This is a genomic window from Streptomyces sp. NPDC006516 (genome assembly GCF_040611875.1).
Classification (GTDB): domain Bacteria; phylum Actinomycetota; class Actinomycetes; order Streptomycetales; family Streptomycetaceae; genus Streptomyces.
The window spans coordinates 351,526-373,308 of the sequence record NZ_JBEXPD010000002.1; the positions used below are offsets into that span (position 1 = coordinate 351,526).

Annotated in this window: 22 protein-coding genes and 1 tRNA gene; 17 read left to right on the forward strand and 6 right to left on the reverse strand. The window is 70.6% G+C overall.

The window, feature by feature from the left end; translation table 11 throughout:
- Nucleotides 1-99: 99 nt before the first annotated feature.
- From ABZY45_RS07700 to ABZY45_RS07710, 3 genes are all read right to left on the reverse strand, one after another.
- The gene (locus tag ABZY45_RS07700) at nt 100-759 is read right to left on the reverse strand and encodes a response regulator transcription factor (RefSeq protein WP_356738720.1); all 660 of its coding nucleotides are present in this window, start codon (nt 757-759) and stop codon (nt 100-102) included.
- A gap of 350 nt (nt 760-1,109) precedes the next feature.
- Nucleotides 1,110-2,465: a sensor domain-containing protein gene (locus ABZY45_RS07705; RefSeq protein WP_356737228.1), complete on the reverse strand. Its 1,356-nt coding sequence runs from the start codon at nt 2,463-2,465 to the stop codon at nt 1,110-1,112.
- A 170-nt stretch (nt 2,466-2,635) separates the two neighbouring features.
- A complete protein-coding gene (locus ABZY45_RS07710; RefSeq protein ID WP_356737230.1) occupies nt 2,636-3,835 on the reverse strand; it encodes a sensor domain-containing protein in 1,200 nt (399 codons plus the stop codon).
- A gap of 202 nt (nt 3,836-4,037) precedes the next feature.
- On the opposite strand from ABZY45_RS07710, the gene ABZY45_RS07715 reads away from it, so the two are divergent.
- The 14 genes from ABZY45_RS07715 (at nt 4,038) to ABZY45_RS07780 (ending at nt 16,879) form a co-directional block, all read left to right on the forward strand.
- Nucleotides 4,038-4,439 (forward strand): NADH-quinone oxidoreductase subunit A, encoded by a 402-nt coding sequence (locus ABZY45_RS07715; RefSeq protein WP_033297557.1) that lies wholly within the window; start codon nt 4,038-4,040, stop codon nt 4,437-4,439.
- On the forward strand, nt 4,430-5,065 hold the full coding sequence (locus ABZY45_RS07720; protein ID WP_356737232.1) for an NADH-quinone oxidoreductase subunit B family protein: 636 nt from the start codon (nt 4,430-4,432) through the stop codon (nt 5,063-5,065). Before ABZY45_RS07715 ends, ABZY45_RS07720 begins: the two co-directional genes overlap by 10 nt.
- Nucleotides 5,062-6,513, forward strand: coding sequence for an NADH-quinone oxidoreductase subunit C (locus ABZY45_RS07725; protein ID WP_356737234.1), 1,452 nt, complete (start codon nt 5,062-5,064; stop codon nt 6,511-6,513). Before ABZY45_RS07720 ends, ABZY45_RS07725 begins: the two co-directional genes overlap by 4 nt.
- Complete coding sequence (locus tag ABZY45_RS07730) at nt 6,510-7,478, forward strand: complex I subunit 1 family protein (RefSeq protein WP_356737236.1); 969 nt, start codon at nt 6,510-6,512, stop codon at nt 7,476-7,478. Before ABZY45_RS07725 ends, ABZY45_RS07730 begins: the two co-directional genes overlap by 4 nt.
- Nucleotides 7,478-8,128: a 4Fe-4S binding protein gene (locus tag ABZY45_RS07735; protein WP_356737238.1), complete on the forward strand. Its 651-nt coding sequence runs from the start codon at nt 7,478-7,480 to the stop codon at nt 8,126-8,128. The genes ABZY45_RS07730 and ABZY45_RS07735 overlap by 1 nt, the downstream gene beginning before the upstream one ends.
- Nucleotides 8,125-8,844 (forward strand): NADH-quinone oxidoreductase subunit J, encoded by a 720-nt coding sequence (locus tag ABZY45_RS07740; RefSeq protein ID WP_356737240.1) that lies wholly within the window; start codon nt 8,125-8,127, stop codon nt 8,842-8,844. The genes ABZY45_RS07735 and ABZY45_RS07740 overlap by 4 nt, the downstream gene beginning before the upstream one ends.
- Complete coding sequence (gene nuoK / locus ABZY45_RS07745; protein ID WP_356737242.1) at nt 8,844-9,257, forward strand: NADH-quinone oxidoreductase subunit NuoK; 414 nt, start codon at nt 8,844-8,846, stop codon at nt 9,255-9,257. The genes ABZY45_RS07740 and nuoK overlap by 1 nt, the downstream gene beginning before the upstream one ends.
- On the forward strand, nt 9,254-11,254 hold the full coding sequence (locus ABZY45_RS07750) for an NADH-quinone oxidoreductase subunit L (RefSeq protein WP_356737244.1): 2,001 nt from the start codon (nt 9,254-9,256) through the stop codon (nt 11,252-11,254). The genes nuoK and ABZY45_RS07750 overlap by 4 nt, the downstream gene beginning before the upstream one ends.
- A gap of 27 nt (nt 11,255-11,281) precedes the next feature.
- Nucleotides 11,282-12,832 carry an NADH-quinone oxidoreductase subunit M gene (locus tag ABZY45_RS07755; protein WP_356738722.1) on the forward strand — a complete coding sequence of 517 codons (1,551 nt, stop codon included), beginning with the start codon at nt 11,282-11,284 and terminating at the stop codon, nt 12,830-12,832.
- Complete coding sequence (locus ABZY45_RS07760; RefSeq protein ID WP_356737246.1) at nt 12,829-14,364, forward strand: NADH-quinone oxidoreductase subunit N; 1,536 nt, start codon at nt 12,829-12,831, stop codon at nt 14,362-14,364. The genes ABZY45_RS07755 and ABZY45_RS07760 overlap by 4 nt, the downstream gene beginning before the upstream one ends.
- Nucleotides 14,365-14,588: 224 nt before the next feature.
- Nucleotides 14,589-15,053, forward strand: a complete 465-nt coding sequence (gene mscL / locus ABZY45_RS07765) for a large conductance mechanosensitive channel protein MscL (RefSeq protein ID WP_356737248.1) — start codon at nt 14,589-14,591, stop codon at nt 15,051-15,053.
- A 219-nt stretch (nt 15,054-15,272) separates the two neighbouring features.
- Nucleotides 15,273-16,136, forward strand: coding sequence for a zinc metalloprotease HtpX (htpX, locus tag ABZY45_RS07770; RefSeq protein ID WP_356737250.1), 864 nt, complete (start codon nt 15,273-15,275; stop codon nt 16,134-16,136).
- On the forward strand, nt 16,133-16,525 hold the full coding sequence (locus ABZY45_RS07775; RefSeq protein ID WP_356737252.1) for a YccF domain-containing protein: 393 nt from the start codon (nt 16,133-16,135) through the stop codon (nt 16,523-16,525). Before htpX ends, ABZY45_RS07775 begins: the two co-directional genes overlap by 4 nt.
- A gap of 81 nt (nt 16,526-16,606) precedes the next feature.
- Nucleotides 16,607-16,879: a GlsB/YeaQ/YmgE family stress response membrane protein gene (locus ABZY45_RS07780; protein WP_145804105.1), complete on the forward strand. Its 273-nt coding sequence runs from the start codon at nt 16,607-16,609 to the stop codon at nt 16,877-16,879.
- Between the two features lie 179 nt (nt 16,880-17,058).
- Here ABZY45_RS07780 and ABZY45_RS07785 read toward each other — a convergent pair whose 3' ends face one another.
- Complete coding sequence (locus ABZY45_RS07785) at nt 17,059-17,547, reverse strand: YajQ family cyclic di-GMP-binding protein (protein ID WP_073744205.1); 489 nt, start codon at nt 17,545-17,547, stop codon at nt 17,059-17,061.
- A gap of 165 nt (nt 17,548-17,712) precedes the next feature.
- On the opposite strand from ABZY45_RS07785, the gene ABZY45_RS07790 reads away from it, so the two are divergent.
- Nucleotides 17,713-17,794: transfer RNA gene (locus ABZY45_RS07790), tRNA-Tyr, on the forward strand.
- A gap of 910 nt (nt 17,795-18,704) precedes the next feature.
- Nucleotides 18,705-19,001, forward strand: coding sequence for a hypothetical protein (locus ABZY45_RS07795; protein ID WP_356737255.1), 297 nt, complete (start codon nt 18,705-18,707; stop codon nt 18,999-19,001).
- 473 nt (nt 19,002-19,474) lie between these two features.
- Here ABZY45_RS07795 and ABZY45_RS07800 read toward each other — a convergent pair whose 3' ends face one another.
- Complete coding sequence (locus ABZY45_RS07800) at nt 19,475-20,086, reverse strand: hypothetical protein (RefSeq protein ID WP_356737257.1); 612 nt, start codon at nt 20,084-20,086, stop codon at nt 19,475-19,477.
- A 235-nt stretch (nt 20,087-20,321) separates the two neighbouring features.
- Here ABZY45_RS07800 and ABZY45_RS07805 point away from each other — a divergent pair, with 235 nt between their 5' ends.
- A complete protein-coding gene (locus ABZY45_RS07805; RefSeq protein ID WP_356737259.1) occupies nt 20,322-20,540 on the forward strand; it encodes a hypothetical protein in 219 nt (72 codons plus the stop codon).
- A gap of 33 nt (nt 20,541-20,573) precedes the next feature.
- Here the strand turns inward: ABZY45_RS07805 and ABZY45_RS07810 are convergent, their stop codons facing one another.
- The gene (locus ABZY45_RS07810) at nt 20,574-21,770 is read right to left on the reverse strand and encodes an MFS transporter (RefSeq protein WP_356737261.1); all 1,197 of its coding nucleotides are present in this window, start codon (nt 21,768-21,770) and stop codon (nt 20,574-20,576) included.
- Between the last annotated feature and the right edge of the window lie 13 nt (nt 21,771-21,783).

Consider the following 21,783-nt stretch of genomic DNA (forward strand, 5'->3'; position numbering starts at 1 on the left):
GCATCCCGGCGGGCGATACTCGTCCTTTCGTCCTAGGCCTTGAGTTTCGGTCGACCAGGGGTGGATCATCCAGATCATCGCCGAAAGATCATCGCGCCGCTAGGACTTCAGGTAGGTCAGAACGGCCAGAACGCGGCGATGATCCCCGTCGCTGGGCGACAGGCCGAGTTTCAGGAAGATGTTGCTGACGTGCTTCTCCACGGCCCCGTCGCTCACCACGAGCTGCCGGGCGACGGCCGAATTCGTACGCCCTTCCGCCATCAGTCCGAGGACCTCCCGCTCGCGCGGCGTGAGCCCCGCCAGCACGTCCTGCTTGCGGCTCCGGCCCAGCAGCTGCGCCACCACCTCCGGGTCCAGCGCGGTACCGCCCTGCGCCACCCGGACCACGGCGTCCACGAACTCCCTGACCTCGGCCACCCGGTCCTTCAGCAGATAGCCCACCCCGCGGCTGCTGCCCGCCAGCAGTTCGGTGGCGTACTCCTCCTCGACGTACTGCGAGAGCACCAGCACCCCGATGCGGGGGTAGTCCTTCCGCAGCCGCACCGCCGCACGCACCCCCTCGTCGGTGTGGGTCGGCGGCATGCGCACGTCGGCGACGACCACATCGGGCAGCTCGTCCTGCGCCGCGAGGTCGGCCACCGTCTTGATCAGTGCCTCGGCGTCCCCCACCCCCGCGACGACATCGTGCCCGAGATCGGTCAGCAGCCGGGTGAGCCCCTCCCGGAGCAGCACCGAATCCTCGGCGATGACGACCCGCACTCTTTCCTCCACGACGTTGTGTCCCCCACTGTCGGTGCCTCGTGCGTACGCCGCTCGGCGTGCGCCGCCCTGTGTGCCCAGCATTCCAGCATCGGTGCCCGGATGCGCCGTACACCGGTGTTCCGTGCCGTCCGGACCGTCCGGACCGTCGCGGGGCCTGCGTCCGGACGCGCCGCCGGAAGCGTTGCCGGGTGTCACCGGACGCGCCCTCGGAGCCGTTGCCGGACGCACCGGACGCGCCGCAGTGCCCCGGCCGCCGTGATGGCGGCCGGGGCACTGCGTGGGTGGCCCGCACGGAGCCCGGGCCCGGCGGTGGCCGGTACCGGGCCGGTGGCCCGCGACGGGCGGTGTCAGCCACGCCAGGGCAGCTCCGCCGTGACGGTCGTCGGGCCGCCGGTGGGCGAGTCGACGACGAGCACGCCGTCGACCGCGTCCAGCCGCTCGGCCAGCCCGGCCAGGCCACTGCCCCCGGAGACATCGGCCCCGCCCTGCCCGTTGTCGCTGATCTGGAGCATCAGCCGCTCGCCCGCGCGCCACACGTCGACCGAGGCCCGGGTGGCCCGGGCGTGCTTGCTGACGTTCTGGAGCAGTTCGGAGACCGTGAAGTACGCGATCCCCTCGATCGCCTGCGCCGGCCGCGACTCCAGGTCCACCACCACGGTCACGGGGACGGTGCAGCGGGAGGCGATGGCGGAGAGGGCGGCGTCCAGTCCGCGGTCGGTGAGGACGGCGGGGTGGATGCCGCGGGCGAGGTCGCGGAGTTCCTGGAGGGCGACCTTGACCTCGCCGTGTGCCTCGTCGACCATGCGGGCGGCGGCTTCCGGGTCGTCGGTGAGCTTCTCCTTCGCCAGGCCCAGATCCATGGCGAGGGCGACGAGGCGCGCCTGTGCGCCGTCGTGGAGGTCGCGTTCGATGCGGCGCAGGTCCGCCGCCGCGGTGTCGACGACCACGCCACGGTCCGACTCCAGCTCGGAGACCCTGCTGGCCAGCCTGGAGGGGCCGAGCAGGCCCCGTACCATCGCCCGGTCCACGGACACCAGGCCACGGACGAGCCACGGCGAGACCAGGACGAGGACCAGGCCGAGACCGCTGGTGACCGCCATCTCGGCGGGGGAGTCGAGGTAGACCTGATGGGTCCTGTCCCCGTACAGCTGTATGCCGTCGGTGCCCGCGTACGCCGGGAAGACCCAGCGCCACAGCGGATACGTCAGGGCCGCCAGGCCGTACGCCCAGAAGACGACCGCGACGTTGAACGCGAACACCGCCCACGGCATGTGCAGGACGCAGTAGAGCAGGTGCCGCCAGGACACCCCGCTCTTCAGCACCGTCCCCACCCAGGACATCAGGCCGCCCTTCCCGCGTACCGGGGCGGGATCCGCGACGTCGAGCCCCAGCATCGCGCGCGCCCGGCCGCGCTCCATCGCGCCGAACCCGCGGCACATCGCCAGGCCGGCGGCGAGGATCGGGATGCCGAGGAAGGTGATCAGCATGCCCAGTCCGAGCGACACCATGGTGATCGCGAAACTGAACAGCACCACGCTGATCGGCAGGCTCAGGAGCACATAGCCCAGCTCGCGCCAGGTGCGGCCCTCGAAGGGCGCGCGCAGCCCCGCGGGGAGGAGGTGCTTCGCCGGGGGGTGGCTCCCCGGCCCGGTGCTGCCGGGCCTGTGGTGGTCCCGCGTGTCCGGTCCGTATGCCGTGGCCATGAGTGGCGTCCGTCCGTTTCTGATGAGCGGGAGTGCCCCGCGGGCCGATATGACGGCTGATGTCTCAAGACTGCTGTGCCGGGGGATCTCGCACCATGAGGACGGTCTCCGTATCCGGCAGGGGGTTTTCCCCACCATGGCGCCGGGCCCGGCGCCCGCTGCGGCTTGGGTCACGCCGGTTCTACGTGCTTGGCCGTCGTGGCGGTGCGGTCGCGCCACGGCAGCTCCGCGGTGACGGTGGTGGGGCCGCCCTCCGGGGAATCGACGACGAACAGCCCGTCGACCGCTCCCAGCCTCTCCGCCAGCCCCGACATGCCCGTACCGCCGTCGAGCCGGGCACCGCCGGTCCCGTCGTCCCGGACCTGGAGCAGCAGCCGGTCGCCCGACCGCCACACGTCGACGGAAGCCGCACGGGCCCGGCTGTGCTTGCTGACGTTCTGGAGCAGCTCGGAGACCGTGAAGTACGCGATGCCCTCGATGGCCTCCGCCGGGCGGCCCGTCAGCTGGACGGACACGGTCACGGGGACGGTGCAGCGGGAGGCGATGGCGGAGAGGGCGGCGTCCAGTCCGCGGTCGGTGAGGACGGCGGGGTGGATGCCGCGGGCGAGGTCGCGGAGTTCCTGGAGGGCGACCTTGACCTCGCCGTGTGCCTCGTCGACCATGCGGGCGGCGGCTTCCGGGTCGTCGGTGAGCTTCTCCTTCGCCAGGCCCAGGCCCATGGCGAGGGCGACGAGGCGCGCCTGTGCGCCGTCGTGGAGGTCGCGTTCGATGCGGCGCAGGTCCGCCGCCGCCGTGTCGACGACCACGCCACGGTCCGACTCCAGCTCGGCGATCCTGCGCTCCAGCTCGTCGGAGGGCGAGAGAAGGGCACGTGCCATCGCGCGGTCCGCGTTCGTCAGGGCGCGCGCGATGTACGGCAGCACCGGCCACAGGACGAACAGGCTCGCGAGCGTCACGGCGAACGTCGCCACGCCCCACGGCAGCCGCATGAACGAATACAGCAACGCCCTCCAGCCCACCGGGTCCTTCAGCCCCGCCCACAGCCAGGCGAAGAAGCCCCCGGACCTGCGGCCGCGCGGCATCGGGCTCGGCTCCTCGATCCGCAACCCGAGCATCGCCCGCGCCCGTCCGCGCTCCGCCCGGCCGAGACCCCGCGCGCCCTGCAACCCGAGGGCGAGTAGCGGCAGCCCGATCACGGTGACGGAGAGCCCGGCACCCACGCCGACCAGGAACACGGTGTAGACGAAACCGGCGATCGCCATCGGCAGGTTGGCCAGGAGATACGCGATCTCCTTCCAGGTCCACCGGTCGAAGGCGAAGCGCGCGGGTGGCGGCCGGTCGTTGTCCGGCAGGGAGGGGCTCATGGTCATACGACCAGCGTGCCGGGCGGGGCGCGCCCACGCCATGGGGTTCGTGGGTGAGGCGGAGTAGGGATAACCCCACCTGCCGTGCCGCCGCCCGCGTCCCACTCGCATCACCCGTTGTGCGACGGGGCTGCTTACCGTCTCTTTAACAGGGCCTAGACTCCCGTGCGTACAGACCGTCGAACAGGCTAGGGAGCGAGGGGCGGACGTGGCGGACGTGCCGGGACCGACCGTTCTCGCGTCGGACTACTTCCAGAGCTACTCAGTGGTCGGACTGCTCGCCGTCGTCGGCGTGCTGTTCGTCGCCGTCGCCTTCGGGGCCGGCCGTCTGCTGAGGCCCGTGGTCCCGACGCCGGAGAAACTCCTCACGTACGAATGCGGCGTGGACCCCGTGGGGGAGGGCTGGGCCCACACCCAGGTTCGCTATTACGTGTACGCCTTCCTGTACGTGATCTTCGCCGTCGACTCGATCTTCCTGTTCCCGTGGGCGACCGTCTTCGCGGCCCCCGGATACGGTGCGACGACGCTGGTGGAGATGTTCATCTTCCTCGGTTTCCTGGCCGTGGGACTGCTCTACGCATGGAAGAAGGGCGTCCTCGAATGGGCGTGACGAGCCGGCCGAACCCCGAACCCCCCGTGTCGCTGCCCGATCCGACACGACTGCCCGAGCCGAAGAAGCTCGGCGTGCTCTCCCGGCTCGCGCCCGAACCGATGAAGGTGGTCCTCAACTGGGGCCGCCGCTACAGCCTCTGGGTCTTCAACTTCGGACTCGCCTGCTGCGCCATCGAATTCATCGCCGCGTCCATGGCCCGGCACGACTTCATCCGGCTCGGCGTCATCCCGTTCGCACCAGGCCCCCGGCAGGCCGACCTGATGGTCGTCTCGGGCACGGTCACGGACAAGATGGCCCCGGCGGTGAAACGTCTGTACGAGCAGATGCCCGAGCCGAAGTACGTCATCTCCTTCGGTGCCTGCTCCAACTGCGGCGGGCCGTACTGGGACTCGTACTCCGTGACCAAGGGCGTCGACCAGATCATCCCCGTCGACGTGTACGTGCCCGGCTGCCCGCCACGGCCCGAGGCGCTCCTCCAGGGCATCCTCAAGCTCCAGGAGAAGATCGCCCGGGAATCGCTGGCCGAGCGGTACGGCGCACCGGACGCCGGCCGGCCCTCGACCGCCGCCCTGCGCAGTGGGCTCGTCGCCGCTCCCAAGACGCCGGGGGAGGAGCGGACATGACAGGCGCCGACACCTACGACCGGCTGCCGGACGCGGTCGCCGACGTCTTCGGCGCCGATGCCACGGCCACGTACGCGTACGACCTGCTGACCGTCGACGTCCCCGCCGCCTCCTGGACCACAGCCCTCGAAACGGCGCGCGACGAGCTGGGCTGCACCTACTTCGACTGGCTGAGCGCGGTCGACGAACCCGGCACCGGCTTCCGGGTCTGCGCCCATGTCGCCGCTCTCGGCGAGGGCAGGGTGCGACGCCTGCTGGTCCGCACGACCGTCCCGCACGAAGCCCCCGTCCTGCCCAGCGCCGTCGGCGTCTACGCGGGGGCGGCGTGGCACGAACGCGAGACGCACGAGATGTTCGGCGTCGGCTTCGAGGGGCACCCCCACCTGGTGCCTCTGCTGCTGCCCGAGAGCTTCGAGGGGCACCCGCTGCGCAAGGACTTCGTCCTGGCGGCACGGGTCGCCAAGGCCTGGCCGGGCGCGAAGGAGCCGGGCGAGTCCGAGCACGGTGGGCCCAAGCGGCGCACGATGCTGCCGCCGGGTGTGCCCGACCCGAACGAGTGGGGCCCGCTCAAGGGGCAGCTTCCGCCCGCTCCCGCACGGCCCGCCCGGGGAGCGCGCGCGGCGGGCGACCGTCCGGCGCGCCGGACCCGCAGCGTGAGCGAGGGCTCGGCCGCACAGCGGCCCGCCGCGGCTCCGGACGCCTCGGGTGCGCCGGGTGCGGGTGCCGCGGGTGCGGGTGCGGGTGCGTCGGGCGCAGGCGCGTCGGGCGCCGCGGAGACCGCTGAGGCTGTGGGGACGCCCCGGACGGCACCGCCACGCCGTAACCGCAGCGCATCCCAGGGCTCGGCGAGCCAGGCCCCGGGCCCGACGGCCCCGGCAGACACGGACGCCGAGGGAAGCGGGACGGGCACGGACGCCGCGGGGAGCGGAACCGGTGCGGCGCGTGAGAGGAGGGCTGCCGGCAGCACGGACGCCCCCTGGCACGATCCCCGCCCCGCGTTCGAGGCCCCGGCTGGTCGGCCCGGGAAGCAGTCGCAGCAGAAGCCCGAGGCGGCAGCGGAGACTGAGAAGCCGGAAGTTGAGAACCTTCAGCCGCAGCCGGAGGCCGAGCCGGCCCCGAAGCCGGAGGCCGAACCGAAGACCGAGGGCTCCGGCGGCACTGACGGTGGGACCGACGGCACCCATGAGACCACCGGGACGGACGAGACTGCCCGCACGGACAAGGCCACCGGGAAGGACGAGACTGCCCGCACGGACAAGGCCACCAGGGCGGACGAGACCGCCGGGACGGACAGGACCGCCAGGGCGGACGGTGCCGACGCCGCCGAGAGGCCCGTAGACCCCGACAGCCCGGCCCGCCCCGAGCGTCCGGCCAGGCCCGCCGAACAGCCCGAAGACAGCGAACACCCCGAACACCCCGACCGTCCCGCCGGAGGCGATACCGCGTGAACGACGTACTCGACGTCGCCCTCCGCCTCGTCATCGTCTTTGCCGTGTTCATGGTCGTCCCGCTCATCGTGGGACAGGCCGAGCACAAGGTGATGGCCCACATGCAGGGCCGACTCGGCCCCATGTACGCGGGCGGCTTCCACGGCTGGGCCCAGCTCGTCGCGGACGGGGTGAAGTTCGCGCAGAAGGAAGACGTCGTCCCGGCCGACGCGGACCGCCGTATCTTCCAACTGGCCCCCGCCGTCGCGTTGCTCCCGTACCTCCTCGTGATCCTCGCAATCCCCATCGGCCCCGGTGAAGGGGCCGTGGGCCAGGTCGTCGACGCGGGCATCTTCTTCGTGCTCGCCGTCATGGGGGTCGGCGTGCTCGGCTCGCTGATGGCGGGCTGGGCATCGGCCAACAAGTTCTCGCTCCTGGGCGGCCTCCGCACCGCCGCGCAGCTGCTCGCCTACGAACTGCCGATGCTGCTCGCCGCCGCCTCCGTGGCCATGGCGGCCGGCACCGTCTCACTGCCCGGCATCCTCGACGCGTTCGAGTGGTGGTGGCTGCCCTGGCAGATCGTCGGCGCCCTGGTGTTCTTCGTGGCGGGGCTCGCCGAACTGCAGCGTCCGCCCTTCGACATGCCGGTGGCCGACTCGGAGATCATCTTCGGCGCGTACACCGAGTACACGGGTCTCCGCTTCGCCCTGTTCCTGCTCGCCGAGTACGCCGGGATCGTCGTCCTGTGCGGTCTGACGACCGTTCTCTTCCTCGGCGGATGGCACGGCCCGCTCGGTGCGGACGGGCTCGGCTGGGTCTGGACCCTGCTGAAGACCGCCGTCCTCGCGTTCGTCGTCATCTGGCTGCGGGTCACCTACCCGCGCCTGCGCGAGGACCAGCTGCAGAAGCTCGCCTGGACCACGCTCATCCCCCTCGCTCTCGCGCAGATCGCGCTCACCGGAATCGTGAAGGTGGCGATCAACTAGTGCCCCCGATCCCCGGCTCAGGCCTGGCCAAGGGCCTCGCCGTCACCCTGCGGACCATGACGAAGCGCACGGTCACCGCGCAGTACCCCGACGTCCAGCCCGAACTGCCGCCCCGTAGCCGCGGGGTCATCGGGCTGTTCGAGGAAAACTGCACGGTCTGCATGCTGTGCGCCCGCGAGTGCCCCGACTGGTGCATCTACATCGACTCCCACAAGGAGACGGTGCCCCCGGCCGCCCCCGGCGGTCGCGAGCGCAGCCGCAACGTCCTCGACCGCTTCGCCATCGACTTCGCCCTCTGTATGTACTGCGGTATCTGCATCGAGGTGTGTCCTTTCGACGCGCTCTTCTGGTCGCCCGAGTTCGAGTACGCGGAGACGGACATCCACGAACTCACCCACGAGCGCGACAAGCTCCGCGAGTGGATGTGGACCGTCCCCGAGCCGCCCGCGCTGGATCCGGGAGCCGAGGAACCCAAGGAGATCGCCGCGGCCCGCAAGACGGCTGACAAGCTCCAGGCCCAAGAGGCCCAGGAGGCCCCGCAGACCCAGCAGGCGCGCGAGACACCCGAAGCCCAGCCAGGGCAGGAGACCCAGCAGCGCCGGGCAGCGGACCAGCCAGGCCGGACGGAAGAACAGGAGGGGCAGGAGTGAGCAGCCTCGCGGCCACCGCCGGGCACCCCGGCTTCCTCTCTCCGACCGGCGTCGAGATCGCCTTCCTCCTCGTCGGTCTCGCCACGTTCGGGGCGGCCCTCGTCACCGTCACGACCAAGCAGCTCGTGCACGCGGCCCTCTGGCTCGTCGTCGCGCTCGGCGGCATCGCCGTGGAGTACCTCCTCCTCACGGCCGAGTTCATCGCATGGGTGCAGGTCCTCATCTACGTCGGTTCCGTCGTCGTCCTCCTCCTCTTCGGACTGATGCTCACCAGAGCTCCCATCGGCCGTTCCCCGGACGCCGACACCGGCAACCGGTGGATAGCGCTCGCGGCCTCCCTCGCCGCCGCCGGGGCTCTCGTCTGGGTCGTCGTGGACGCCTTCCGTACGACCTGGATCGACCTGGACGGACCCGCCCAGGGCTCGACCAAGGCCTCCGGCGAGTTTCTCTTCAGGCACTGGGTCCTGCCCTTCGAAGCACTCTCCGTCCTGCTGTTGGCCGCCCTCGTGGGTGCGATCGTCCTGTCCCGCAAGAACCGGCAGGACGGCGCCGCGGACCGGTCGCACGGACGGGTGCCCAGGCCGGGTGCCCCGGCGTCCCGGCCCGGTAGCCGAGCGGACCGGCCCGTCGCCGGAGCGGATCGGCCCGGCGCCCGAGCGGACCGGCCCGTCGCCGGAGCGGATCGGCCCGTCGCGAACCGGGAGGACAAGAGCTGATGCACCTCGCCTATCCCGCCGTCCTTGCCGTCCTCCTCTTCTGCACCGGGCTCTACGGGGTGCTCGCCCGCCGCAACGCGATCCTCGTCCTGATGTCCGTCGAGCTCATGCTCAACGCCGTCAACCTCAACCTGGTCGCCTTCGACGTCTGGCTCCGCGACACCCTGCACTCCGGCCAGGCCCTCACCCTCTTCACGATCGCCATCGCCGCGGCCGAGATCGGCATCGGTCTCGCGATCGTCCTGGCCGTCTACCGCAACCGCGGCAGCTCGGACGTCGACCGCCTCCGTGACACCGCGGAGACCGACGCCGCCGAGACCCTCCCCGACGACGGGGACGCGGACGGCGGCATCACCGCAGACCAGGCCACTGCTCCGGCAGGGAAGGCAAAGAAGGCAGAGGCCACCGCGTGACCACCACGACCCTCGCCGTCCTCGTCCCCCTCCTCCCCTTCCTGGGCGCCGCGGCAGGACTTCTCCTGGGCCGGACCGCGCCCGGCTTCGTCCGCCCCCTTGCCGTGCTTCCCACCCTTGCCGCAGCGGCGCTCGCCGTAGTGGTCGCCGCACGCCAGGGCGGCGGCCCGGCCATCGACGCGGCGACGGAGCTCACCCCGACCGGGTCGGTGCCGATCGACCTGGCTCTGCACCTGGACGGCTTCGCCGTCCTCGTCGCCGTCCTCGTCGGGCTCGTCGCCACCTGCGTACAGATCTACTCGACGGCCTACCTCAAGGACGACGTCCGCTACCCCTCGTACGCGGCCCTCGTCTCCCTCTTCACCTCCGCGATGCTGCTCGTCGTCTACTCCGGCGACCTGATGGTGCTCCTGGTCGGCTGGGAGATCATGGGCATCTGCTCGTACTTCCTGGTGGGCCACTACTGGGAGACCCCCGAGGCCCGCAGCGCCTCGCTCAAGGCCTTCCTCGTCACCAAGCTCGGTGACGTCCCCTTCCTCATCGGTCTGTTCGCCCTCGCCGCGGACACCGGCACCTTCCGCATCACCGGGATCCTGGCCGCAGTCCGTAACGGCGGACTCGACCACCCCACCCTCATCGCGCTGCTGCTCCTCGCCGGAGTCGCCGGCAAGTCCGCGCAGTTCCCCCTGCACACCTGGCTGCCCGACGCGATGGCAGGCCCCACACCCGTCTCGGCGCTCATCCACGCCGCGACGATGGTCGCCGCCGGCATCTACTTCGTGGCCCGGCTCCTCCCCGTCTTCGCCGCCTCGGGCGCGGCCCTCGTCGTCCTCGCCGTGATGGCCGCTGTCACGATGATCGGCTCCGGGCTCGCCGCGCTCGCGCAGGACGACATCAAGCGCGTCCTCGCCTACTCGACGATCGGTCAGCTCGGCTACATGTCCGGCGCCCTGGCCGTCGGCGACCGCGGCGCCGCCGTCTTCCACCTCATCTCGCACGGTGCGTTCAAGGCCGTCCTCTTCCTCGCGGCCGGTGTCGTCATCCACGCGGCGGGCACCAACTCACTGGCCGCCATGTCCCGCATGGGCAACCTGAGCAAGCGCATCCCCGACGCCTACTGGACGATGACCGTCGCGCTCCTCGCGCTGGCCGCCATCCCTCCGTTCGCCGGCTTCTTCTCCAAGGAAGCCGTCCTCGTCGCCGCCGAGCACACAGCCTTCGGAGACCGCGACGTCGCACCCGCCGCGGCGGGCTGGACGATCCTCGTCGCGGGTCTCGCCGCAGCGGTCCTCACCGCCGCCTATGCCACCCGGCTGTGGCTCCTCGCCTTCCGCGGGCGCGGCCCCCAGGCCCCCGACCACGGCAAGCAGCCCGTCGCGATGAACTCGGTCCTCTGGGTCCTCGCCGTCCCGACGATCGCCTTCGGTCTCGCCGCCGGCACCCTCACCGACTGGTTCGACGGCCACAGCCTCACCCCCTCCCTCACGACGGCTGTCCTCTCCACCGGCGTCGGACTCGTCGGCGGACTCGTCACCTACGGGACCTGGCGCCACACCACCGCGCTCGCCGACCGCCCGCCGGTCGGCGCGGTCGCCGCCCACCCCGACGCCGAACCCGCCCTCGTGGAGGTCGAGGCGATCACCTCGCACACCGCGGCGTACGGCACCATCGCGGGCGCCCCGGACCCGTCCGACCCCGGTCGGCTGCTGCTCGGCCCCCTCCACCGCCACGCGGTCAGCGGCTTCCACCTGGACGCCGTGTACACGGCGCTCTTCGTACGCCCTGTCGGAGCCGCCGCCCGGCTCGTCCGCTTCCTGGACCGCGAAGTCGTCGACACCTACGTACGCGGCGCGGGCAGCATCGCCCGCGGACTCGGCACCGCCGTCCGCCGCGCCCAGACCGGCAACGTGCAGACCTACCTCGGCGCGCTGCTCGCCGGAACCCTTGTCCTGGCGATCGCCGCCGTCGTCTTTGCCAACGTCTACGCCGGGGCGTGAGCCGTGTTCGATATCAGCGCATCCGTGATGCAGTTCCTTCTGGCGTTCATCGTCGTGGCCCCGCTCCTCGGGGCCGTCGCTGCGCTCCTGCCCGCCCCGCCCGGGCTCAAGGGCAGGAACCCCGACCAGGCCGTGCTCCGCCACGGAGTGACCGTCACCGGTGCCGTCCTCGCCGCCGCGCTCGTCCTGGCCGCGGGATTCGACCACGACCACCCGTCGAAGATGCAGGCCACCACGGACATCAGCTGGATCCCCGCACTCGACGTGCGGATCCACCTCGGTACCGACGGCATCTCGCTCCCCCTCCTCGTGCTGACCGCGCTGCTGACCTTCCTCTGCGCGCTCTACAGCTACTTCAAGCTCCCCGCGGGCCCCTCCCCGAAGGCCTTCGTCGCTCTCGTGCTCGTCCTCGAGTCCGGCACCCTCGCCACCTTCGCCGTCCTCGACCTGCTGCTGTTCTTCCTGGCCTTCGAGATGGTCCTCATCCCGATGTACTTCCTCATCGCCCGCTGGGGCGGCGACCGGAAGCAGCCCGCCGCCTGGAAGTTCATCCTCTACACACTGCTCGGTTCCGTGATCATGCTGCTGGGGCTGCTCCTCATCGGACTGAAGAGCGGCACCTTCGACATGGTGGCACTCGCCACTGACAACGGCCGGGGCCTGACCACGTCCGTGCAGGTCATCGCCGTTCTCGCCATCGGGATCGGGCTGGCCGTGAAGACCCCGATGTGGCCCCTGCACAGCTGGCTGCCCGACGCCCACACCGCGGCCCCCACCGTCGGCTCGGTCCTCCTCGCCGGCGTCATGCTGAAGATGGGCACCTACGGGTTCGTCCGCATCCTGCTCCCCGTCACCCCGGACGGCATGCGGACCTTCGCGCCGTACCTCGCGGCGTTCGCGGTCGTCGGGATCATCTACGGCTCCCTCGCCTGCCTCGCCCTCGCCCGCCCCGGCGCCAAGGGCGACCTCAAGCGCCTGATCGCCTACTCCTCCGTGGGCCACATGGGCTTCGTCCTCCTCGGCATCGCGACCATGACCCCCACCGGCGTGAACGGCGCACTGTTCGCCAACATCGCCCACGGCCTCATCACCGGCCTGCTGTTCTTCCTGGTCGGTGCGGTCAAGGAGCGCTACGGCACGGCCGACCTCGACACCCTGTCAGGCGCCACCGGAGCCGCCCTCTACGGCCGCGCACCCAGGCTGGGCGGCCTCCTCGCCTTCGCCGCGGTCGCCTCGCTCGGACTCCCCGGCCTCGCCGGGTTCTGGGGCGAGATGCTCACCCTGTTCGGCGCCTTCGATCCCGCCGAAGGCCTCAACCGGGCCGCCTTCCTCACCTTCATGTCCGTCGGCGCCCTCGGAACCCTGCTGACGGCGGCGTACATGCTGATCGTCGTACGCCGCGTCTGCATGGGCGAGAACCGTGAGCATCCGCATCCGGTCGCCGACATCCAGCGCTACGAGTTCGCCGCCTGGACCCCGCTCGCCGCCCTGACCGTCCTCGCCGGACTCTGGCCCGCCGTCCTCCTCGGCCTCACCGACCCGGCCGTGCAGAAGCTCCTCGCAGGAGGCAAGTCGTGACCGTGGCAGCCGACAGCGCAACCGGGGCGGCGAGCCTCGTCCAGTCCGTCGACTGGCTCGCGGTCGCACCCCCCGTCGTCACGGCGTCCGTGGCACTCCTCGTCCTCGTCGCGGACCTCTTCGTCGGCGAACGGCACAAGCCGCTGCTCGGCTACGGAGCCGTCGCGGGGCTGGTCGCCGCGCTCGCCCTGCTCGTCCCGTTGCGCGCCGGGGACCGCTCCACCTTCTGCCTCACCGGCGGTACCCACGCCTGCAGCTACACCGCGGACCACTTCGCCCTCGTCATCCAGGCCCTCGTGCTCGGCGGCGCCCTGCTCACCGCGCTGCTCTCGATCGGCGACACACGCAAGCTCCCGGCGGGCGAGTTCTGGTTCCTGCTGCTGTCCTCCGCGGCCGGCGCGGCACTCCTGCCCGCCTCCAGGGACCTCGCGACCCTCGTCGTCGCCCTGGAGGTCGCCTCGCTCCCCGCGTTCGCCCTCGTCGGTATCAAGCGCGGGGACCGGCGCTCCTCCGAAGCGGCCCTGAAGTTCTTCCTCTCCTCGGTCGTCGCCACCGCCGTCATGCTCCTCGGCGTCAGCTTCGTCTACGCGGCCACCGGCACCATGCACCTCACGGAGATCGCCGCGCGCCTCGACGAGGTGCCCGGGCAGCTCGAAACCCTGGCCGAGGCCGGCGTCGTCCTCACGCTCGTCGGCTTCGCCTTCAAGACGGCCGCCGCGCCGTTCCACTTCTGGGTCCCCGACACCTACGTGGGCGCCCCACTGCCCATCGCCGCCTACCTTTCGGTCGTCGGCAAGGCGGTCGGCTTCTCCGGGCTCGTCCTCGTCACGGTGATCGGCTTCCCGGCCTACGCCGACGTCTGGGGCCCGGCCCTGGCCGTCCTCGCCGCGCTCACCATGACCATCGGCAACGTCGCCGCACTCCGGCAGAACGCCACCCGCGCCCGCAGCGCGGTGCGCCTCCTCGCCTGGTCCTCCGTCGGCCAGGCCGGTTACCTCCTCGTGCCGATCGCCGCCGCCGCGTACTCGGGCGACGAACAGATCGGCTCCACCGTCGCCTACGCCCTGATGTACGCCGTGGTGAACCTGGGGGCCTTCGCGGTGGCCGCCGTCGTCGCCCGCAGCCACCCCGGCAACCGGCTCAGCGACTACCAGGGCCTGTACGCGACCCGGCCCCTGGCCGCGCTCGCCCTGGGCTTCTTCCTGCTCTGCCTCGCCGGCCTGCCGCCCGGCATCATCGGCCTCTTCGCCAAGGTCACGGTTTTCTCCGCCGCCGTGGACGCGGGACTCGGCTGGCTCGCCGTCGTCATGGCCGTCAACGTCGTGATCGCTCTGTACTACTACCTTCGGTGGACCGCGGCGCTGTTCAGGACGCCGACGGCGACTCCGGCCCCGGAGGAGGCGCCCGCCCCGTACCAGCATCGGATCCCCGCCCCTCTCACCCTGGCGATCGTTCTGACGGCGGTAACCGGAATCACACTCTCCGGGGCACCCCAGCTCATCCTTCGCTTCGCCGCCGTCAGCCTCTTCTGACCCACTTCGACCGGCTTGCCCGTGGCCCCGTCCACAGGGCATGGTCTTGCGTGCACGCGTCACCCGGGCAGAGCACACGGAACCCGCCCGGGCGACCGGGGCAGAGCAGAAGAACCGTCCGGGCGACCGGGCACGCACGCCGGGCGAGCGACCGGCGGACGCAGAGGGCACGCACGACGCGCCGCACGACGAGCACACACGAAGAGCACAGAGGAGCCAGAGCGGTGCTGAACGGGTTCAAGGACTTCATCCTTCGCGGGAACGTCATCTCCATGGCCATCGGCCTCGCCGTGGGAGCCGCCTTCACCGCCGTGGTCACCGGCTTCAGCAACGCGTTCATCGTGCCGCTGATCGGCCTCTTCACCCGTGGCACGGGCGACTTCAGCAAGGCCTCCTACACCGTCGACGGCGTGAAGTTCCCCTACGGCCTGTTCGTCAGCGCCGCCATCGCCTTCATCATCACCGCCGCGGTCCTCTACTTCCTGGTCGTCCTCCCCATGGCGAAGGTCCAGAACCGTTTCACCGCCAAGGAGGAGGAGAAGCAGGCCGACATCAAGGCCGCCCTCCGCGACTGCCCGCGCTGCTTCACCGAGATCCCCGCGATCGCCACCCGCTGCGCCCACTGCACCAGCGAGGTCGAGCCGGACGCCGAGGCCCGCGCGCTCGCCGGCCTCCCAGCCCAGCGCTGACCCACCGCCGCGGGGCCCGGAACGGCCCGCGCGGCAAGACCCACCCGTACGGCCCAGGGGCGGATCCGACCGGATCCGCCCCTGCTGCCTGTGCCCCCGGCCTCCTCGCACAAGGGAACTAGCTCCCCTCGCCTCGCGTTGACCAGAACGGGAGGCTCCACTGGAAGTGGAGCACCACAGAGCAAGGGTTCCCCTGCTGCACCACTTGGAGGGCGTACCGTGCACCGCCGGCACAACGGGCTGAAAACCGCTGTACTCCTCGGGGGCCTCTCGGCCCTCATCATCGTCATCGGCAGCTTCTTCGGGCGTACAGGCCTGATCGTGGCTCTGTTCGTCGCGCTCGCCACCAACGCCTACGCGTACTGGAACAGCGACAAGCTCGCCCTGCGTGCCATGAGGGCCCGTCCCGTCAGCGAATTCGAGGCCCCGCAGCTCTACCGCATCGTGCGCGAGCTCTCGACCGCCGCGCGCCAGCCCATGCCACGGCTCTACATCTCCCCGACGCAGGCCCCCAACGCGTTCGCCACCGGACGCAACCCGCGCAACGCCGCCGTGTGCTGCACCGAGGGCATCCTCCAGCTCCTGGACGAGCGCGAACTTCGCGGTGTCCTCGGCCACGAACTCAGCCACGTCTACAACCGCGACATCCTCATCTCGTCCGTCGCGGGCGCCCTGGCCTCCGTCGTCATGTTCCTGGTCAACTTCGCCTGGCTCATCCCCGTGGGACGCTCCGACGACGACGACGGCCCCGGCCTCCTCGGGATGCTGCTGGTCATGATCCTCGGCCCCCTCGCCGCCTCCGTGATCCAGCTGGCCGTCAGCCGTTCCCGGGAGTACGAGGCCGACGCCTCCGGAGCGCAGCTCACCGGGGACCCGCTCGCGCTCGCAGGCGCCCTGCGCAAGCTCGAGGCGGGCACCAAACAGCTTCCCCTCCCGCCCGAGCCACGGCTGGAAACCGCGAGTCACATGATGATCGCGAACCCGTTCCGACCCGGCCAGGGCATGTCCAAGATGTTCTCCACCCACCCGCCCATGGCTGAACGCATCGCCAGGCTCGAGCAGATGGCAGGGTATCGACCGTGAAGACAATCCTGAACGTCATATGGCTGGTCCTGTGCGGACTCTGGATGTTCCTCGGTTACATGGCCGCAGGGCTCCTGCTCTGCATCACGATCATCGGCATCCCCTTCGGCGTGGCCGCGTTCCGCATAGGTGTCTACGCCCTCTGGCCCTTCGGCTACACGGTCGTCGACCGTCACGACGCCGGGGGCGGCTCCCTCATCGGCAACGTCCTGTGGGTGATCCTGGCCGGCTGGTGGCTCGCGCTCGGCCACATCTGCACCGGCATCGCCCTGTGCGTCACGATCATCGGAATCCCGCTGGGCATCGCGAACTTCAAGCTCATCCCGGTCTCACTGATGCCGTTCGGCAAGGAGATCGTCCGCACCGACCAGCCGTTCGCCGCCCGCTAGACCGGCGGCCCGCTCCGGCAACCGCACCCCGCCTCAGAGCGTCCTGGCTTGCAAGGACAACTGACAGGTAGGTTCGCCGACATGAGCATCATCAGCTGGATCATTCTCGGACTGCTGGCCGGCGCGATAGCCAAACTGCTGCTGCCCGGCCGCGACCCCGGCGGCATCGTCGGCACCACCCTCATCGGCATCGTGGGCGCATTCCTCGGTGGCTGGCTGTCGTCCCGCTTCCTCGACCGCCCCATCAGCACGGACTTCTACGACACGGCCACCTGGGTCGCCGCCGTCGCCGGATCCCTGGTCCTGCTCATCGCCTACCGGCTGCTCTTCGGCCACTCCCGCGACCGGCGCTGACCGCGACCGCGACGGCGGGACCGCTGCTGGTGATCGCGACCACCACGACGGGACCGCTGAGGGCACCCGCACCGCCCGGCCCGGTCCCGTCCGGCCTTCCGGACATGGCAACGGGGCGGGCCATGCCGACCGGCACGCCCCGCCCCGCCCGCGACCCGCTGCACACGGCAGCGAACCGCCTACCGGTAGTTGGCGAACTGCACCGCGAAGTCGAGGTCCTTGCCCTTGATCAGCGCCTGCACCGCCTGGAGGTCGTCACGGCTCTTGGAGCTGACACGCAGCTCGTCGCCCTGGACCTGCGCCTTGACGCCCTTCGGGCCCTCATCGCGAATGATCTTCGCCACCTTCTTGGCGTTCTCCTGGGAGATGCCCTCCTCGATCGTGGCGAAGATCTTGTACTCCTTGCCGGAAAGCTGCGGCTCACCCGCGTCCAGCGACTTCAGGGAGATCCCGCGCTTGATCAGCTTGGACTGGAAGATGTCGAGGATCGCCTTGACCCGCTCCTCGCCGTTCGCCTCCATGAGGATCTTCTCGCCGGACCAGGAGATCGACGCACCCGTGCCCTTGAAGTCGTAGCGCTGGGAGATCTCCTTGGCGGCCTGGTTGAGGGCGTTGTCGACCTCCTGCCGCTCGACCTTCGAGACGATGTCGAAACTGGAGTCGGCCATGACGTGTGGCTCCTTGCGTCGTATGCGTTGGGGTACGGCACAAAGCCTAGCCACCCCTGCCCGCCCCCGGCGCTGATCAACCAGGTGGCGGAGCACCCCTGGGCATCAGGTATCGTTTACGTCGTCGCCAAGGAGCCCCTCGCCGGGATCCGAGGCGTCGTTCCAGGCGGTGTGCCCGAGTGGCCAAAGGGAGCAGACTGTAAATCTGCCGGCTCAGCCTACCCAGGTTCGAACCCTGGCGCCGCCACAGGACGGGAAACCCCGTCCGACCTGCTTAAACACCAGGTCGGGCGGGGTTTCTGCGTGTGTGCAAGTGTCGCTGCGGAGCGCGCCGACAGGCCCCCGAATCCCACGTTGTCTCACCTGAATCCCACCCCTGATCAGGGTGTGTCCCCCAGCCGTCCCCCCGGGGACGGGGTCACTCCGGCTCGTTCCACTCCCGCAGCGCCGCGTCGATCCGGTCGTTGGCCCGCTGCTGGGTCTGTGCGAGAGCCTTTGCGCCGCAGGGACCGGGTGGGCGCTCTGCGGGTTTGAAAACGCTCAGAAGGCATCCGGGCCTCGCAGCCACCGGCGCGGGGTCGATGACCTCGTACGCGCGCCCGTCGACGGTGCTGCGAGGGGCGACGACGTACCCGCCCCCCGCCGGGGTGCCGGTGGAGGGAGCGATGAACTCGGCGCCGGATGCAGTCCGAGGTGGTGAAGAGCAGGTGCTCTCCACCGCTCGCGGTCCGCAGCCGGTATGTCGCGGGCATCGCTTGGCCGGTGCGCTCGCAGAGCGCTTTGACGGTCGTCACGACGGAGGGCGTGTCCGCACTGCTGTCGGTCTTCGCGACACCGACGTCGAACCGGCTCGTGGACGATGTCCGGTGGATGCGGTCGAGGTCGCTGGTGGCGCGCCGCTCCCACTTGCGGTGACCAGTGGTGCAGTCACCGATGAGGGCGCAGGAGACCTCACCGTGCCGTGCCAGTGGCTTGCCATCAGGCCGCAGGGGATACCGCCCAGCCGAGGGCGGCGGTATCGAACGCTGCGGACAGCAGCGCAGAACGTCCTTAATGGGCCATGCTGGATGCTCCAGTTCTCTGACCGGGAGCTGGACGAGGGCGGCCGTGACGGTGGCGAGAGATGGCGCCCTGGCCTTCTGGTGAGGGGGAAACTGATGATTGAGATCACCGAGCGGTTGCAGAGGCGGATACGCCGAGACTTTCCCGACGCGAAAGTTGCCGAGGAAGTCGAAAGCTCTCTGCGTCTCATGGTCTGGAAGTTGGGCCCGGACGGGATGATGGGTGTGGGCCAAGAGCGCTTGATGGCTGCGGTGGTGATGTATGCGCGCGGGGATGTCCGCCAGTTGAGGGAAACCGCGAGCCTCGAGCGGATCGACTGGCGTGACCTGCTCGTTGCGACTCGCCTCGCGGACAGGGACTTCCCGCAGTACCTCGATCAAGAACTGCCGTAGCAACTCAGGCGTTGCTGGTCAGCTATGGAAGCGGTCGGATGCGGGGCGTTGGGCGCACCAGTCCTCGCGGGGAGCGGCACGACCAGCCCATTGGTCAGTGGTGCTTGATGTTGCCGCTCGCCTTGCCGAACACTCTGGACGCGCTGATGCTCTGCGTGATGTGCGGGACTCCCGGGGGATTTCGTGCGGCTAGGCATTCAGCGGCATATCCCCGGCTCTCTCCGAGCTGGAGATGCCGGAGCACTCGACGATTGTCGACAACGGGATCGGCCGAGTGGTGTCGCCGACAGCCCTGCATCAGTCACCAGACGCCTGAGGAGTGCGGGACGAATTCGAGCGCATTTGCCGTGCGCCCGAGATCCAAGCCGGCGGAGAGAGCGCAGATCGCACGGCCTGGATGGAGCCCGTCGCAAAGCTGCCGCCTGAATGCAGAAGCCGCAGGTTGGGCTGGGTTGCGGCGGGAGAGCGATCGGTCAGCCGTCGAACCAGACGACCAGGCGGACTCCCCCGTCGCCGTGCAGGTCCGCCAGCGTGCGCATGACCGACCAGACGGCGCCCCATTCGCTGTCCGGCATGGCGTCCTTCCGCCGCAGACGGCCGACGCGGAAGAGCCGGTCGCCGTCCGGCCATTCGGTGTTCTCGGGAAAGACGTTGCCCGCGCAGTGGAGCTCCCGGGCATCGGTGAGGCCGGAGAGTTCGGCGAAGCGGGTGAGGTCTGAGTTCCGTCCGTGCATCTTCCAGCTGCCGTCAGGGCTCCGGCCGTACTCGTGAACACAGCCGTCGACCTCGTTCGAGACTTCGTCCCAGTCGGCGGCCGCCAGCTCCGCCCAGGTGATCCAGGATTCGCCATGCAGCTCATCACTCCAGGGCTCGAAGTCGGCGAGGACCTCCTTCGACACGTCACGGGGGAGGCCTCGGTGATCGGCGAGTGCGCGGAACGAGGTGGTGTCGCGGACACCGAACAGGCAGCCGAAGGCCACGTAGGAGCGCCCGTTGTAGAGGTGTGAGAGGTCGATGGCCTGGAACCACCCGCGATCGTCCTCGTCCAGCCCGCGATCCCAGCTGCATTCGATGAAGCCGTGCATGTCTGTCCCCGTGCCCGGCATTGTTCTCCGCCGGCCCCGGGACGGGCGACGGGTTTTCCGAGCTCCCGGACGGCCCAAGCCCCGACCTCGTCGCTGCCGGAGAGAGATCCGTCCGACCCGCTTCTGCGCGTCGGCGACGGCCACCGGAAGTGCGAAGGCGCTGTGTGTGCGTACCGCTGCCCGTCGTGCCAGCCTGGGCGTATCGCTGGTTCCCCGAGGCATTCCGAGGAGCGCCATGAACAGGGACAAGCCGTCGCCGGACGAGCCGGGGCGAAGCCGCCGGGACGCGGATCAGGGCAGGGACGAGAAGGAGCGCCGCGTCGGGCCCGAGGGCGAGGAGCGTCCGCCGAAGCGGCCGTCGGGGCTCACGGTCCGGACCACGGGGCTCGTACTCGACACCGGAGACGGGGACGACGACGAAAGGGACGGCATCCCCACGGAGCGAGAGGTCTAGCGCCCGCAGGCAAGGGCTTGGGCTTCGAACGGTTCACGTCCGCACCCCGCCCGGACGCCGCAGCAGGTAGACGCCCGCGTACGCGACCAGGACCGCCATGCAGGCGATGAAGACCAGCCCCGCGTCCTGGAGGCCGATGTGGCCCGACAGGACCCCGACGCCGATGACCGGCAGCGAGATGCCCGTGTAGGCCACCACGAACAGCGTGGAGATGACAGCGGCCCGATGAGCGGCGGGCGACGCCGCCGCGACCTGGGCCAGGGCCGCCCGGAACGTCAGGCCCTGCCCCGCGCCGCCCAGGAGCGCGCTGAGCACCACCAAGGGCAGCAGGTGCCACCACAGTGCGCATGCGAGCAGGGCCAGACCGCCGAGGAGCCCCGCGCACCCCAGTGGCAGTGAGCGCCGCTCGCCGATCCGGCCGACAGCCGACTGCCCGGCGATCGATGCGAAGAAGGCCAGCGCCACGATCAGCCCGCTCACGGCGTGGTTGTCCACGTCCAGGAACTGGGCCAGAAAGGCCGGGCTGACCGACGTGAACACCCCGAACAGGGCGAATCCCACGAAGGACGCGAGCGCCGCAGGCCTGAACACGGCCCGGACCTCGGGCGGCAGGCCCGGCCGCTGGGGCCGGGCGGTGTTCAGGGGCCGTCGCTCGGAGACGGTCTCCGGCAGCCCGACCAGAAGGACCGCCGAAGCGGCCAGCAGCACGAGGTGCACGATGAACGGCAGGTGCAGCGGCCAGGGGGCGTACTGCGCGAGGAGTCCGGCGAGCAGCGGTCCGCAGCCGAGACCACCCATGTTGGCCGCCGTCGCCACGAACGAGGCCCTGGGGGAGTCCTTGCCCGGGGCCAGCTCCATCACGTACGCGGTGGCCGCCCCGGTGAACAGCCCGGCGGACAGGCCCGAGAGCAGCCGTCCTGCGAAGAGCCAGCCCAGCGCGGTGGCGCCCAGGAAGCAGACCGCGCTCGCCGCCGCGCATCCGAGGCCCCAGAGCAGGACGGGGCGTCTGCCCAGGGCGTCGGAGGCGTTGCCCGCCAGCAGCAGCACCCCGATGACTCCGAAGGCGTAGACGGCGTACACCACGGTCACCGTCAGCTCGGAGAATCCGAGTTCGTCCTGGTAGAGGCTGTAGAGGGGCGTCGGCAGGGTGGTTCCGGCCATGCATACGGCGAACACCGCCCCGCTGATGCAGCAGGGGAGCCAACCTCGGCGTGCAAGGCCACCGTCCATGCGGCCGACGCTA

What these genes read in the sequence shown, in the direction of transcription:
- ABZY45_RS07705 (WP_356737228.1), bottom strand. Translation starts at nt 2,465, where the DNA reads ATGGCCACGGCATACGGACCGGACACGCGGGACCACCACAGGCCCGGC.
- ABZY45_RS07710 (WP_356737230.1), bottom strand. Translation starts at nt 3,835, where the DNA reads ATGACCATGAGCCCCTCCCTGCCGGACAACGACCGGCCGCCACCCGCG.
- ABZY45_RS07720 (WP_356737232.1), top strand. Translation starts at nt 4,430, where the DNA reads ATGGGCGTGACGAGCCGGCCGAACCCCGAACCCCCCGTGTCGCTGCCC.
- ABZY45_RS07725 (WP_356737234.1), top strand. Translation starts at nt 5,062, where the DNA reads ATGACAGGCGCCGACACCTACGACCGGCTGCCGGACGCGGTCGCCGAC.
- nuoK (WP_356737242.1), top strand. Translation starts at nt 8,844, where the DNA reads ATGCACCTCGCCTATCCCGCCGTCCTTGCCGTCCTCCTCTTCTGCACC.
- ABZY45_RS07755 (WP_356738722.1), top strand. Translation starts at nt 11,282, where the DNA reads ATGCAGTTCCTTCTGGCGTTCATCGTCGTGGCCCCGCTCCTCGGGGCC.
- ABZY45_RS07780 (WP_145804105.1), top strand. Translation starts at nt 16,607, where the DNA reads ATGAGCATCATCAGCTGGATCATTCTCGGACTGCTGGCCGGCGCGATA.
- ABZY45_RS07785 (WP_073744205.1), bottom strand. Translation starts at nt 17,547, where the DNA reads ATGGCCGACTCCAGTTTCGACATCGTCTCGAAGGTCGAGCGGCAGGAG.
- ABZY45_RS07795 (WP_356737255.1), top strand. Translation starts at nt 18,705, where the DNA reads ATGATTGAGATCACCGAGCGGTTGCAGAGGCGGATACGCCGAGACTTT.
- ABZY45_RS07800 (WP_356737257.1), bottom strand. Translation starts at nt 20,086, where the DNA reads ATGCACGGCTTCATCGAATGCAGCTGGGATCGCGGGCTGGACGAGGAC.
- ABZY45_RS07805 (WP_356737259.1), top strand. Translation starts at nt 20,322, where the DNA reads ATGAACAGGGACAAGCCGTCGCCGGACGAGCCGGGGCGAAGCCGCCGG.
- ABZY45_RS07810 (WP_356737261.1), bottom strand. Translation starts at nt 21,770, where the DNA reads ATGGACGGTGGCCTTGCACGCCGAGGTTGGCTCCCCTGCTGCATCAGC.